This window comes from Rahnella bonaserana, assembly GCF_019049675.1.
GTDB classification, from domain to species: domain Bacteria; phylum Pseudomonadota; class Gammaproteobacteria; order Enterobacterales; family Enterobacteriaceae; genus Rahnella; species Rahnella bonaserana.
This window is the reverse complement of sequence record NZ_JAFMOW010000052.1, coordinates 33,563-47,278: the sequence shown is the minus strand read 5'-3', so window position 1 is coordinate 47,278 and position 13,716 is coordinate 33,563. Positions and strand designations below refer to the sequence as shown.

At 53.1% G+C, this 13,716-nt stretch carries 11 protein-coding genes; 3 read left to right on the top strand and 8 right to left on the bottom strand.

Annotation, left to right across the window (positions count from 1 at the left end; translation table 11 throughout):
- Window position 1 precedes the first annotated feature (1 nt).
- Window positions 2-529, bottom strand: a complete 528-nt coding sequence (rppH, locus tag J1778_RS04025; RefSeq protein WP_013574162.1) for an RNA pyrophosphohydrolase — start codon at window positions 527-529, stop codon at window positions 2-4.
- Between the two features lie 697 nt (window positions 530-1,226).
- Here rppH and mutH point away from each other — a divergent pair.
- From mutH to J1778_RS04010, 3 genes are all read left to right on the top strand, one after another.
- Entirely contained in the window at window positions 1,227-1,913 is a 687-nt protein-coding gene (gene mutH, locus J1778_RS04020) for a DNA mismatch repair endonuclease MutH (protein WP_217172101.1), read from the top strand.
- A 105-nt stretch (window positions 1,914-2,018) separates the two neighbouring features.
- Complete coding sequence (locus J1778_RS04015; protein WP_217172144.1) at window positions 2,019-2,237, top strand: YgdI/YgdR family lipoprotein; 219 nt, start codon at window positions 2,019-2,021, stop codon at window positions 2,235-2,237.
- Between the two features lie 176 nt (window positions 2,238-2,413).
- Window positions 2,414-3,454, top strand: coding sequence for an NADP(H)-dependent aldo-keto reductase (locus tag J1778_RS04010; protein ID WP_217172100.1), 1,041 nt, complete (start codon window positions 2,414-2,416; stop codon window positions 3,452-3,454).
- Window positions 3,455-3,530: 76 nt separating this feature from the next.
- Here the strand turns inward: J1778_RS04010 and lplT are convergent, their stop codons facing one another.
- From lplT to hilB, 7 genes are all read right to left on the bottom strand, one after another.
- Entirely contained in the window at window positions 3,531-4,739 is a 1,209-nt protein-coding gene (gene lplT, locus J1778_RS04005; RefSeq protein WP_217172099.1) for a lysophospholipid transporter LplT, read from the bottom strand.
- Window positions 4,736-6,901, bottom strand: a complete 2,166-nt coding sequence (gene aas, locus J1778_RS04000; protein WP_217172098.1) for a bifunctional acyl-ACP--phospholipid O-acyltransferase/long-chain-fatty-acid--ACP ligase — start codon at window positions 6,899-6,901, stop codon at window positions 4,736-4,738. The genes lplT and aas overlap by 4 nt, the downstream gene beginning before the upstream one ends.
- A gap of 354 nt (window positions 6,902-7,255) precedes the next feature.
- A complete protein-coding gene (locus J1778_RS03995; protein ID WP_217172097.1) occupies window positions 7,256-9,517 on the bottom strand; it encodes a molybdopterin guanine dinucleotide-containing S/N-oxide reductase in 2,262 nt (753 codons plus the stop codon).
- Between the two features lie 137 nt (window positions 9,518-9,654).
- Entirely contained in the window at window positions 9,655-10,893 is a 1,239-nt protein-coding gene (locus J1778_RS03990) for an MFS transporter (protein ID WP_217172096.1), read from the bottom strand.
- Window positions 10,894-10,952: 59 nt separating this feature from the next.
- Window positions 10,953-12,209, bottom strand: a complete 1,257-nt coding sequence (locus tag J1778_RS03985) for an ATP-grasp domain-containing protein (RefSeq protein ID WP_217172095.1) — start codon at window positions 12,207-12,209, stop codon at window positions 10,953-10,955.
- Between the two features lie 47 nt (window positions 12,210-12,256).
- Entirely contained in the window at window positions 12,257-12,988 is a 732-nt protein-coding gene (locus tag J1778_RS03980) for an SDR family NAD(P)-dependent oxidoreductase (protein WP_217172094.1), read from the bottom strand.
- On the bottom strand, window positions 12,985-13,716 hold the full coding sequence (gene hilB / locus J1778_RS03975; RefSeq protein ID WP_217172093.1) for a 3(1)-hydroxy-L-isoleucine 4-dioxygenase HilB: 732 nt from the start codon (window positions 13,714-13,716) through the stop codon (window positions 12,985-12,987). Before hilB ends, J1778_RS03980 begins: the two co-directional genes overlap by 4 nt.

Below are 13,716 nucleotides of genomic sequence, written 5' to 3'. Positions count from 1 at the left end.
CTTAGCCTCTTTTACGACGATAAGCGGGCGATGTCCTGGGAAGGGAAACTTCCTGCATCGGCATAATCGTGGTGGAAAACTCTTTCATAACGCGACGGTAAACATCGCGTTTAAAAGAAACCACCTGACGAACCGGATACCAGAAACTCACCCAACGCCAGCCATCAAATTCAGGCGTACTGCTGCGCTGCATATTGATATCAGCATCGTTACACATCAGTTGCAGCAAGAACCATTTTTGCTTTTGGCCGATACAAACCGGCTTTGTGTCCCAACGCACCAAACGTTTAGGTAATTTATAACGTAACCAGTTACGGGTTGAAGCCAGAATACGTACATCTTTACGGCCAAGCCCCACTTCCTCAAACAGCTCGCGGTACATGGCCTGCTCAGCAGTTTCACCGGGGTTTATGCCCCCCTGCGGAAACTGCCAGGAGTGCTGACCATATCGTCTGGCCCACAATACCTGACCCTGCTTGTCACAGATTACGATACCAACATTCGGGCGGTAGCCATCATCATCGATCACCGGACTACCTCAATAGCTTAAAATCATAGATGTTCTGATTGTTTCATACTACCAACAGGCGGTAAACCACTGGTTAATGCCGATGAGCATGAATAAAAATGGGATAACTCACAGTTAACCTCGAAGTTATAAACAGATTTTGAAAATGACCCGCCATTTTATTCACTTTTTCTGTGGATAGATATGTGAAGAACTTAAGAGTAAGCGGGGTAAAACTCTGCTGAACTTATTTTCATGAGAAAAATGAGCCGTCATAAAACAATTATAAAACATATCATTACAGGCAATAACTGAAGTTATCCCACGGTTAAAAATGAGAGTTATCTCACACCGCACAGTAACCTGGCGAAAGATCCACCAATGTCGTTTTTATCCACAGCGATCGTTTAAAAGTTGACGTCATCAGAGCAAAAATTGGATAAAACCCCTTCCGTCAAGCCTGTAAATCGAACCAGTGATCGGTAAAAGACAGGGTTATCCAAGAAATCTGTGGATAAGTAGGGGGAAGATCCTGTTTATTGTCGCCTTCAACAGGTGATCAACCTAATCAAATGTGAATAAAAGAGGCCAGAAAGCGGAAAAAAACCTAAGGCAAATCATGCTATTATTTCATTACTCCACAGGGATAACTTTTTATTCATTGTGCCTGCACAAAGCAGTACAAAAATTAATCATTTAATTGAGCGTTGTTTTTTTTATGTCTATTCCTTTACCTGCGACCACACCGCCCCATCACGAACAGGAGCTGCTGCAACGCGCGCAGTCGCTGGCGGGTCACACTTTTGGCGAACTGGCGGCGCATGCGGGATTACCTATTCCGGAAAACCTTAAACGGGAGAAAGGATGGGTCGGCATGTTGCTGGAAGTTTATCTTGGCGCAATAGCCGGCAGTAAACCTGAGCAGGATTTCGCTGACATCGGCATTGAGCTAAAAACCATTCCGGTTGATGCCCGTGGTAAGCCGCTGGAAACCACCTTTGTGTGTGTCGCCCCTTTAACCGGCAACAGCGGTGTGACGTGGGAAAGCAGCCATGTACGGCATAAACTGGCGCGGGTGTTGTGGATACCGGTCGAAGGCGAACGTCAGATCCCGCTGGCAGAGCGGCATATTGGAGCGCCATTGCTGTGGCAGCCTTCGCATGAAGAAGATGAACAACTGCGTCAGGACTGGGAAGAACTGATGGATTTGATTGTGCTGGGCAAGGTAGAAAGCATCACCGCACGTCATGGCGAGTTTTTACAAATCAGGCCAAAGGCTGCGAACAGTAAAGCGCTGACCGAAGCCATCGGCGAATTCGGGCAACCGATCCTGACGTTGCCTCGTGGTTTCTATCTTAAGAAGCGTTTTACCTCGGCGCTGCTGGCCCGGCATTTTTTGCTTTGATCGCCGCATTTAGAAAATTTTAATCACCTTTTCTGCCACTTTTGAAACCTTTTGCTACGCTAGAATCTGACTCTCTTGTTGTAAATAAAAGGAATGATAATAATGATGAAAAAAACATTGATGATGACCGGTGCCGCCATGCTGGTTTTTACCCTGGCAGGTTGCGCCAGCGATTACGTCATCTCGACTAAAGACGGCAACATGATCCTGACCGATGGCAAACCAAAGCTGGATAAGTCCACCGGGTTACTGAGCTATACCGATGAACAAGGCAATGAACGCCAGATCAATAACGATAACGTCAGTCAGGTCATGAAGCGTTAAGTAAAGTCTGATCCAGTCCGATAAGAGCCGGTTTTGAACGGCTCTTTTATTATTTCCCCTCCCAGCTCAGATTACCGGCACTCTCTGCCACTTCCCCCTGATGATTCCCTTGTATATAGTCAGTTGAGGCGCATTTTCATTAGCCTGACATTCTCAGATAGAAAGGAAGACCGGCAATGCAATATCACCGTATACCCCACAGTTCTTTAGAAGTGAGCTTACTGGGACTTGGCACCATGACTTTTGGTGAACAAAACAGCGAAGCCGACGCCCATCAGCAGCTCGATTACGCCGTTTCAGCAGGCATCAATCTGATTGATACTGCTGAAATGTATCCCGTTCCTCCGCGTCCTGAGACGCAGGGACTGACAGAAAGTTATATCGGCAGCTGGCTCAAAGCCCGTGGCAACCGTGAGAAGATTGTTCTGGCGAGCAAAGTCGCCGGCCCTTCCCGTGGTAATGACAACGCGATCCGACCGGGTCAGATGCTGGATCGTAAAAATATCCGCGCCGCGCTGGATGCCAGCCTGAAGCGTCTGAACACAGATTATCTGGATCTTTACCAACTGCACTGGCCGCAGCGTCAGACCAACTTCTTTGGCAAACTGAGCTATCAGTACACTGAAGAACAGTCTCCGGTGACCTTGCTGGAAACGCTGGAAGCGCTGAATGAACAGGTGCGTGCCGGTAAAATCCGCTACATCGGCGTTTCTAACGAAACCCCGTGGGGCGTGATGCGTTATCTGCAACTGGCGGAGAAACACGATCTGCCCCGCATCGTGTCGATTCAAAACCCGTACAGCCTGCTGAACCGCAGTTTTGAAATCGGTTTGTCAGAAATCAGCCAGCACGAGGGCGTTGAACTGCTGGCATATTCCAGCCTGGCGTTCGGTACCTTGAGCGGCAAATACCTCAACGGTGCGAAACCGGCGGATGCGCGTAATACGCTGTTCAGCCGCTTCACCCGTTATTCTTCACCGCAGGCAGAAGCGGCGATTGCCGAATATGTGGCTCTGGCGAAGAAACGCAATCTGGATCCTTCACAAATGGCGCTGGCCTTTGTTCGTCAGCAACCGTTCGTGGCCAGCACGCTGCTCGGCGCGACGACCCTGGAACAGCTGAAGATCAACATCGACAGTCAGAACCTGACACTCGACGAAGAAATCCTCGCTGACCTGGAAAATATCCACAAACGATTCACTATTCCTGCACCGTGATTCCTGCATTGTTAATGCGGATAGCAGGCAACAAAAAAGGGCGCTCAGCGCCCTTTTCTTTTGTGCTAAAACAACATTACGCCAGACGGCGTTTCTGCATATTCTTCCAGATCCACAGCCCGGCAATGGCCAGCGCGAATACCACACCAAATCCGATGCCAATTGCCACCACTGGCGCACCCGCCATGACCACCAGCGAATAAAGCCCCAGCATCAAAAGCATGGCGGTGTTTTCACCCAGATTCTGTACGGCAATCGCATTACCGGCACCGACAGAAATTTTACCGCGATGCTGCAACAGGGCATTCAGCGGCACCACGAAGAAGCCGCCCAAAATCCCTACCACCACCAGAACGATGTAAGAACTCAGCATGCTGGTTTGCAGCGCAAATACCACGACAGCGATACCAATGGCGACACCGGCGGGCAGACAGCGCTTTACGGTTTCCAGACGGATTAATTTCGCCGCGGCTCCCGCACCAAACACAATCCCGATCGCCACCATCGCGTTCAGCAACGTCGGCGTTTTGTTATCGGTAATGCCCAGCGCCACCGGCACCCAGAGCACCAGCAGGAAACGCAGCGTTACGCCCGCGCCCCAGAACAAGCTGGTGCCGACCAGCGAGAAGCGGGTTTCGCCATCCTGCCACAAAGTTTTACAGGCAGAGAAAAACGTCCGGCTCATTTTTGCCGGATTCCACGACTGCCCCGGACGCGCCGGATCCAGCTTTGGAATAAACCAGTTTGCCGCCACTGCCGCGCCGTACGCCAGCACGCAGATCCCGAGCGCCGCCAGTATGCTCCAGTCAGCCAGTGCGCCACCGGCAACCGAACCCAGCAGGATCGCGGCAATAGTGGATGCTTCCATCAGCCCGTTGGCTTTCACCAGCTGTTCGCCACTGGCGATTTCACCGAGAATGCCATATTTCGCCGGTGAATAAGCCGCGGCGCCGATACCGACCAGCGTATAGCCGAGGAACGGATCCATGCCGGCGCAAATCACCGCAGCCCCTGCCAGTTTCAACAGGTTAGCGACCATCATCACGCGGCCTTTCGAGAAGCTGTCGGCAAATTGCCCGACAAACGGTGCGAGGATAATATACGTCGCCACAAACGCCATTTGTAAAACGGGCTGGCTCCAGTCGGGATAAAGCTGCTGTTTGATGAGCGCCAGCGCGGCGAACAACAGCGCGTTGTCACCGAACGCGGACAGGAACTGCGCCACGATCACCGCACTCATGCTTTTTGACATCAGCGGCGATGCCGCCTTTACTGGCTGGATCATGCCTCAGTCTCCGGGTTTTCTGCCATCTGGCGCAGGGTGACAAAATCGGGTTTACCGCTGCCGAGCAACGGTAACGCTTTAACGACACGAATATCACGCGGCACCGCCAGTTCCGGCAGCCCGAGTTCGCGGGCGGCTTTACTCAGCGCATCGCGGCGTAATTCAGGATCGGTGGTAAACAACACCAGCGCCTCGCCTTTGCTGGCATCACTGCGCGATGTCGCCGCATGTTGTTTATCCGGTGACGCGCTGATCGCCAGTTGCTCGACGCTTTCCAGCGACACCATTTCCCCCGCCAGCTTGGCAAAACGCTTCACGCGGCCACGGATGGCGCAAAAACCTTTTTCATCCAGCGTGACGATATCGCCGGTGTCATACCATCCAGCCTGCATTTCACCTGCGGCATTTTCAGCCTGCGGGGTTTCCAGCACGCCCGGATTTTCGACGCGCAGATAGCCTTTCATAATGTTCGGGCCACGCAGTTGCAGACGACCGCCCTCTTCAATACCCGGCACGGTAATCAGACGCGATTCCATCCCCGGCAGAATTTTACCGACGGTATTCACTTTGGTCGCCATCGGCACGTTGATTGCTACCACGGGTGCGCATTCGGTCACACCGTAGCCTTCCAGAATGCGGATACCGAATTTGTTCTGCCAGATTTCCTTGGTGCTTTCAGCCAGTTTCTCCGCTCCAGCCACCACATAACGCAGGCGGGCAAAATCATACGGATGGGCAAAGCGGGCGTAATTGCCCAGGAAGGTTGAGGTACCAAACAGGACTGTACAGTTCTGGTCATACACCAGTTCCGGCACGATGCGGTAATGCAGCGGACTTGGATATAAAAATACGCGCGCACCGGTGATCAGCGGCGTCAGCAATCCGACGGTCAGGCCAAAGGCGTGGAACAGCGGCAGCGATGACATAAAGCGATCACGCGGCGTAAAGTCAGCCACGGTACGGATTTGCTCAACGTTCGCCAGCAGGCTGGCGTGTGAATGCACCACCCCTTTCGGATTACCCTCCGAGCCGGAAGTAAACAGCACCAGCGCCGCATCATCAGGCTTTTGCGGCAACATCGCACGACGCGGGAAAATCAGATGGAACAGGATCCACAGCTTGTCCTGCGTGGTCACCGTGTCTTTTAAATCTTCCAGATAGACCCAGTTCGCCTCAGGTACATTTTCCGGCAGATGTGTCAGTTTGCCTTTCTCAAGGAACTGGCGGGAGGTAATGATGGTGTTGATCTGCGCGGCTTTCATCGCGCTTTGCAGCCCTTTTGCGCCAGCGGTGTAGTTGAGCAGCGCGGGAATGCGGTTGCGCATCGACGCGCCAAACAGCGCCGCCGCCATGATGGTGGCGTTCGGCAGCAGCATCCCGACATGTTCACCTTCACGGGTGAAACGTTGCAGGATACGGCTCACGCCGAGGCATTTTTTCAGCAGCCCCTGATAAGAGTCTTCTTTGAACGCGATATCGGCGATGCAGGGTTTGCGGCGGCCATAACGGGTTTGCGCGGACAGGAGCGCCTGATACAACGTTTCCGGCTCGCGGGTGTCCATACGTGCCTGCATCATAATTTTATGCAGTTGCTCACCGGCCAGCACGCGACGGTCACGGGAACGCGGCGCATCCGGCATAGGAATTGTCGTCGCCGGCAAAAGATTGATGGTGACTTTCGGGAACCAGCGGATTTTAAAGCTGCCGAACAAACGGCCAAACGGCGTGTATTCCGGCCCGTCGATACGCACCGGGATCACTGTCGCCTGTGACTTCGCCGCCACAAAGGCCGCGCCGTCGTAAATCTTCATTAAAGAAGCCGTAACCGTAATGCGGCCTTCCGGAAACACAACCACCGGACGCCCTTTCTCCACTTCGCGGATCAGATGCTTGACCGCCATCGGTTTGGTCGGATCCAGCGGCATGAAGTCCACGTACGGCTTCAGCCAGCGCATATACCAACTGTCCGTGATGTTGGAATACACCGCAAATACCGGTTTGATCGGCAGAAAGAGCACCAGCAGCATGCCGTCGATAAATGAGACGTGGTTCGGCGTGAGGATTAAACGCGGGTAATTAAAGTCGTTTTTCACCGGGGTCACAGTGACCCGGAACATCAGACGGAAAAGCCCTCTGAATAAGGCGAAAAGAAAGTTATACATGTTTGCCATCTCCTTATGTGTCATCCCTGATTTTGAAAGAAAAAGGTTGGGGAAACAGCATACTATAAGCGGTTGCAAAAGACGCCAGTCAGAGAGAGTTTAGGAGGTTGCTTAAGGACGTGCAGGTATTGAGGCAAAAAAAAACCTACGCATCCGCGTAGGTTGGTGCAAATTTAATCGGTATCAACATGCAGAGCACGTTGATGATTCACCAATCAATACCTCTGGGACGTTCAATTTAGCTGTTTTGTACGAACCACAGCCAGCAGGCAATCGAAACATAATTCCGCAAAGTGTAACGAGTGGTGAAAATCGACCCGATTTATCTGTTTTCAGCTTAACGGATTACATAGTTCACTGAATAATCTCGACTTCGACTAAACAACTCATCGCATTTGGCCCCTGCGTCAGACGCGATGTGCCGATATCCAGCGTCAGCACATTCGGGTTCCCCGCCTGCTCGGTTTCCTGCCATTTACCCCCAAAGCCCGGATCAAACCAGGCACCGGTGGACATCAGCACTACGCCGCGCGTGATCCCGTCGTTAAGCGAAACACCCGCCAGACAGCTACCACGCGCATTATGCACTTTCACCCGGTCGCCATTTTTCAGCTGGCGGCTGCCCGCATCTTCAGGATGCATAAACAGCGTTTCCTTCCCGGCAGTTTTGTTCGACTGCGCCAGCGGCGACTGATCGAGCTGACTGTGCAGGCGATCTTTCGGCTGAATGGAAATCAGGTGCAATGGCCATTCTTTGGCGCTTTCGGCCCCCAGCCATTCGACCGGTGGCTGCCATTCAGGATGCGGCGCGAAATCTTTATAGCCGTAACCGGCGATGGTTTCAGAGAACAATTCGATTTTGCCGCTGTGCGTGCCGAGCGGATTAGCGCGCGGGCTTTTACGGAATTCCTCAAAGAACACGTAGTCTTTTTCCGGCATCGGCAGTTCAACAAAACCGCGCTCCCAGAACGTTTCGAAGTCAGGCCATTCCACGCCAGTTCCTTTCTGCGCTTCGCCGCACTGACGGTAAATATGGCGCAGCCACTGATCTTCATTGCGCCCCTGCGTGAACTGCTCGCGATAACCGAGACGATCGGCAATGTCCGCGAAAATATCAAAATCGTTACGTGCCTGATGCTGAGGCGCGATAGCCTGATGCATCGCCAGCACGAAACGGTCACGCGAGGATCCGCCGATATCGTTACGTTCCAGCGAGGTCGTCGCCGGTAGCACGATATCCGCCATCTGCGCCGCTGGCGTCCAGACGTTATCCTGCACAATCACAGTATCCGGCTTCTGCCAGCCTTCGACCAGCCGGTTAAGCTGCTGATGATGATGGAACGGATTGCCGCCCGCCCAGTGCACCAGATGAATATCCGGATAATTCAGCGTCTCGCCCTGAAATTCATACGGCTGACCGGGATTGAGCAGCATGTCGCTGATACGCGCGACCGGAATCGACAATCCTGACGGATTCGGCCCGGCGCTGACGGCAGGCCCTGGCGTGTCATAACGCGGATTACCGACGCTGTTCATTGAACCGTGTCCGAACGAGAATCCGCCGCCCGGCAAACCGACCTGCCCGAGCATGGCGGAAATGGCGATCATCATCCAGTAAGGCTGCTCGCCGCGGTGGGCGCGCTGCACGGAATAGGAACAGGTAATAAAGCTGCGCACCCCGATCAGGTCATCTGCCAGACGCGCGATACGTTCTGCCGGAACACCGGTAATAGAGGCCGCCCAGTCAGGCGTTTTCGGGATGCCGTCGGTTTCGCCGCGCAGATAGGCGGCAAGTTGCGGATAACCAACGCAATGGGTGGCAAGAAACGCGTCGTCCTGCGCTTCTTTGCGCTGAATTTCATACGCCACCGCCATCATCAGCGCAGCGTCAGTGTTCGGGCGGATCGGGATCCACTCCGCATTCACAAATTCCGGACAGTCGTCACGCATCGGGCTGATATTAATGACGCGCGTGCCTTTCTTCGCCAGCTGCTCCAGCGCCGGTTTCAGGGTATGTTCAACTGCACCGCCGGAAGCAACCTGCGCATTTTTCAGCGCCAGACCACCGAACGCCACCAGAATGTCAGCATGTTCGACCACACTCGGCCACGACGTCACACGTCCGGTCAGCGGGGTAAACGTGCCAATAACGTACGGCAGAAAGAACTGCGCCGAGCCCCAGCTATAGTTGCCCTGCTGATCCACACCACCGCCGCCGGTGAAGTAAAAACGACGCACCAGAGAACGGGCATGATGCAGGCGACCGGCCGATGACCAGCCGTAAGAGCCGTTAAAAATGCCGGAAGCGCCGTAGCGGTCACGCACGCGTTTGTTCTCTTCAGCCACCAGATCCAGCGCCAGATCCCAGTCTACCTCGACAAAATCTTCACGCCCGCGCAGCGTTCGATCGCTGTTCTCACGGTTTTTCAGCCACGACCGGCGCACGGCAGGTTTACGGATACGTTTGTCGGAATAGACCAGCGGCGCAATAGAATCGAGTAAAGGGGAAGGATCGGCATCCGCTTTGTAAGGTTCGCAGCGGATAAGCCGGCCGTTTTCCACCACGGCGGTGTACGCGCCCCAGTGGGCAAGTTGCGGATAGCGTTTAATAGACATTATTTCTATTTTTCTCAGCGCAGATAAATGACTTTAAAAATACCATTCACTGCGCTGATAACTCAAAGCACAAATGTGGATAAACAGTAAAAGTGGCCTGCTCCCCATTCGTCATCATTTTAGTAAGAAATGATCATTCAAGCCTGTGGCTGAGCGATGACCGGCGGTAGCCAGCTGTTGTAGCCGAAGGCACGACGGCCGATGAAGATCAACAGCAATCCTAATATCAGCGCAAAAATCAGTATGATGGCGATGATTTGCAACGGCATAAAACTGCCTGCCAGCGCTGTCACCGCAAGGCCGCTAACCGGGACCGAACACATATTCATCAGGCCAATCAGCCCCATGGTTTTTCCCAGATGTTTCTGCGGAATAATCTGGCTGCGTAAGGTGCGCAGGTAGACGCTGAATGCACCGTCAAAAGCCATCAGTAATGCGTAACCGGCCAGATACATCGCATAATCGAGTGAAAGCGACATCAGGGCACCTGACAATATCATGCCGCAAAATGACAGGGTGCCCAGCGTGGAAAGCCCAAAACGTTTGGCAATTCGCGGCACAAAGAAAAACGTAATGATGGTGACCAGCGCTGCCGAGGTCTGTAACACACCAAAGTAACTCTCAGGCAGATGAAACTCTTTGAGGATCACCGCCGCACTCACCACCAGCGCCGCACCGTAAACCAGATTCACTACCCAGGTCAGCGCACACAGATGCAGCAGGATTTTATTCTGCTTAAGCACCTGAATCGCCGTAATGTTGGATTGCAAAATTGAACGCAGACTCATCTTCTCTGCGACTTCAAGGTCATGAGTTTCGAGGAACAGGTAGTTGATGGCAGAGACAGCAAACAGCACGGCTGCACAGGCTAAAATCGCCCCGACGCCGCCATAGACGGAAATTGCCACTGCCAGCGCAGGGCCCAGAACCTGCGTGGTCTGGTCGACACCCTGCAACATGGAATGGGCTTTCGGCAGAGTCTCTGCCGGGATATGGCGCGGTAACAGCGCCTCAGTGGCGACAAAGTTCAGGACATAAGCCACCGACAGCAGCGCCATCATGACCGCCAGCACCGGGAATGTGGCGCCGGGATGAAAGGTCAGGGTCAGGAAAGCGACCACCATTAATATGCAGCGTCCGGCTTCCACGTTAAAGAAGATAAAACGGGGCCTGATACGGTCAGCCAGAAAACCTGAAAGCGGGAAAAACAAAATGCGCGGCAGCCATTCAATCACGAATGCCAGCGAGGAAAAGGTAAGAGAACCGGTAGCTTTCAAAATGGCCAGCGGCACGGCAAACAGCAGAAACTGATCGCACAGTGACCCGGCAAAGCGGGAAAAGACGAAACGTTTTAATCCAAAACGATCACTGTTCATATCATTGCTTTCCTTGAAGGAGTTCGGGAGCCACCCCAAATGAAGTGGCTCGGGTGATATCAGATCTGACGAAGGGTAAACAGCGAGCGGGCGTATTGATCAGCAATGGTTAAGTGCTCGTCAAAACCCTGTTCTGCGGCACGCTGTGGCCAGAAATACTCTATGGAACCTTCACGGGTTTTCCACGAAACCAGCTTTTTCGACAGATCCAGCGGCTTAGCGGTCACCTGCATATTCACCACATGAGCTGGCAAACTGGCGGGCAAGGTGATTTTCTCAATCACGCCCACGTCGGCTTTAATAAAAGCGACAGCACTCAGGCCGCGAGGTTTGAGCGTATCCGGCAGCGGTTTAAGTTTGTTCAGATGGCTGAGTACGTGCAGTTCATACGGGTTGATGCCGTAGGTTCTTTCCACCAAATCCATGATGGTGTCGCCCCCTGTGCGCGCACCCACTTCGATGATTTTGATTTCACCGGCAGGCGTAATACGTGCTTCAAAATGCGCCACCCCGTAACGGATCCCCAGTGCATGACAGGCACGCTCAGCAATGTCACGCAGTTGCTGATTGTCACTGTGCAGCGACGGCATGCTGTGGCCCACTTCGACAAAATTCGGCTCTTCACCCAGGTATTTGTCGGTAACGGCCATTGCCCGGTGATAGTCGCCCTGATTGATCACCTCAACGCTGACTTCCTGCCACGCCGGAATATATTCCTCGACCTGGAACAGATCTTCCGGCGCAAAGGATTCACCATTAAGTGAAATCACATCGGTAACGCAACGGGCGAACACTTCTTCGATTTCCTGTTCGTGACTGATTTTCAACACGCCCAGACTCCCCGCCAGTTCACGGGGTTTAATCACCACGGGCAGACCAAACTCCGCGATCAGTTTTTTCAGTTCAGTGAGGGTGCGAAACGCCGCGAAGCGAGGCACCGGCAGGCCAGCTGCTTGCAGGATCTGCTTCATCACAAATTTGTCACGGCAGTTGGTGATCGTCTGGCAATCATTTCCGTGAAGCTGGTAATGCTCAGTCAGCAGGCTGGCGGCACGCACGGTGAAGTCGTTCATCGGGATAACTGCCGCTGGCGTTTCACCGGTTTCCTGTTCATGAGCCTGTACAGCAAGCAGTACAGCCTCCGCATCGGCGACATCCCCCGGTAAAAAACCGTCGAAAAATTTGATGGTCGGGGAGGTGCGGTTTTTTGCCATCGTCAGTACCCGCATGCCGCCTGAGGCACGTAAAGCCCCCGCCAGCACACGCTCACGTAAAGCAAACTCACCGCCAAGGATCAAGATATAGGTGTTGTTCATAATAAAACTCCTGCAAGTCAGTAGTGGCCGTTATGCCGGCCATCGGATTAAAGGTCTTTACCAATCGTCCAGCCGCCATCAATAACCAGCGTGGAACCGGTCACAAATCGCGCATCAGATGAGGTGAGATACATTGCCGCTTTTGCCACATCCTGCGTTTCGCCCAGCACAGGCAGGAACTGACCACGTTGGATCTTCTCCATCTGTGCCGGGTTGTCGTAGTAAGGTTCTGTAAGCGGTGTGCGGATAACACCGGGCGCAATTGCATTCACCCGGATGTGATGTTTGCCGTATTCCAGCGCCAGCTGTTTCGTCAGGCCGATCACCGCGTGCTTGGATGAGACATAGGCGGTGCGATCAGGCTCGCCCATCAGACCGGAGACCGAGGCGATATTGACGGCATTGCCAGGCCGGTGATGGCGAACCAGTTGCTCACAGAATGCACGTCCGGCAACAAAACTGGCGGTCACGTTGACGGCAAAAACACGTTCCCACAGTGACAGCGATAATTCATCGATTCGGCAGATTTCACGCGTACCGGCGCAGTTTATTAAGACGTTGTTATCGCTGGCGTATTCTGCCGCTTCAAATACGCCATTCAGACGTACTGAGTCGGTGATATCCATCTGGTGGTGAACGTAGTCAGGTTCACTGGCGAAAACGGACGGGGAACAGTCGATGCCCTCTACCGCATAGCCGGCGGCAAGATAGGCCGCCACCATAGACTGACCGATACCACTGGATGCGCCCGTGATAAATGCTTTATGTTTCAGGCTCATGCTGCTTCCTTCACCGTGCGCTGGAACGTCACCAGAATGATGTCACGCAGTGCCGTCTCACCCGGCTGGCGGCAGCCTATGGGTGTTACCGCATGGTATTTGTCGTGATTCACCACCAGCGTGTCGAATAACGCCTCAAGACGCAGCACCCGCTCGATATTTTTAGGGTTCGGGGCAATCAGATTGTCGCCACCCAGCATGTTGTCGGAGGCATGGATCAGGTGAACAAACACTACATCCTCATCATCTTTATGCAGCCAGACAGGCGAGCTGTACGCGGGCGCATCACACTGCGCTTCATAGCGGAATAAATGAATGCCGACAGACAGCTCTTCCAGCGGCCCGATACGCTCATAGGCTTCAACAAACGCGATGTCGTCCTGTAAAATCGCCTGCATCAGGCGGTTAGCCGTAATATTTTCGGGCAGCAAAGGATAATGGCGAACAATACCGCCGGTGTCCGGATTGTATTTTTTAGTTTGCTTATATTCCGTAAAATGACCAAAACTCAACTCGCCCTGCTCATTGCGCCGGCATTGCGCATAACCGCGCCAGCGATTCCCCGCAGAATAAGGATCCAGCGTCAGTTGTTCATACGCCAGTTTTAATTGTTCAAGTTCAGAAAGAAAAATATCTTTATTATCGTAATTAACATCAGACAATGTTTGATAATAACTACCGGGAATAAACGCATATCCCCCGGTGGCAAGATGATTAACATGTTCCAT

What these genes read in the sequence shown, in the direction of transcription:
- mutH (WP_217172101.1), top strand. Translation starts at nt 1,227, where the DNA reads ATGTCTATTCCTTTACCTGCGACCACACCGCCCCATCACGAACAGGAG.
- J1778_RS04015 (WP_217172144.1), top strand. Translation starts at nt 2,019, where the DNA reads ATGAAAAAAACATTGATGATGACCGGTGCCGCCATGCTGGTTTTTACC.
- J1778_RS04010 (WP_217172100.1), top strand. Translation starts at nt 2,414, where the DNA reads ATGCAATATCACCGTATACCCCACAGTTCTTTAGAAGTGAGCTTACTG.
- lplT (WP_217172099.1), bottom strand. Translation starts at nt 4,739, where the DNA reads ATGATCCAGCCAGTAAAGGCGGCATCGCCGCTGATGTCAAAAAGCATG.
- aas (WP_217172098.1), bottom strand. Translation starts at nt 6,901, where the DNA reads ATGTATAACTTTCTTTTCGCCTTATTCAGAGGGCTTTTCCGTCTGATG.
- J1778_RS03995 (WP_217172097.1), bottom strand. Translation starts at nt 9,517, where the DNA reads ATGTCTATTAAACGCTATCCGCAACTTGCCCACTGGGGCGCGTACACC.
- J1778_RS03990 (WP_217172096.1), bottom strand. Translation starts at nt 10,893, where the DNA reads ATGAACAGTGATCGTTTTGGATTAAAACGTTTCGTCTTTTCCCGCTTT.
- J1778_RS03985 (WP_217172095.1), bottom strand. Translation starts at nt 12,209, where the DNA reads ATGAACAACACCTATATCTTGATCCTTGGCGGTGAGTTTGCTTTACGT.
- J1778_RS03980 (WP_217172094.1), bottom strand. Translation starts at nt 12,988, where the DNA reads ATGAGCCTGAAACATAAAGCATTTATCACGGGCGCATCCAGTGGTATC.
- hilB (WP_217172093.1), bottom strand. Translation starts at nt 13,716, where the DNA reads ATGGAACATGTTAATCATCTTGCCACCGGGGGATATGCGTTTATTCCC.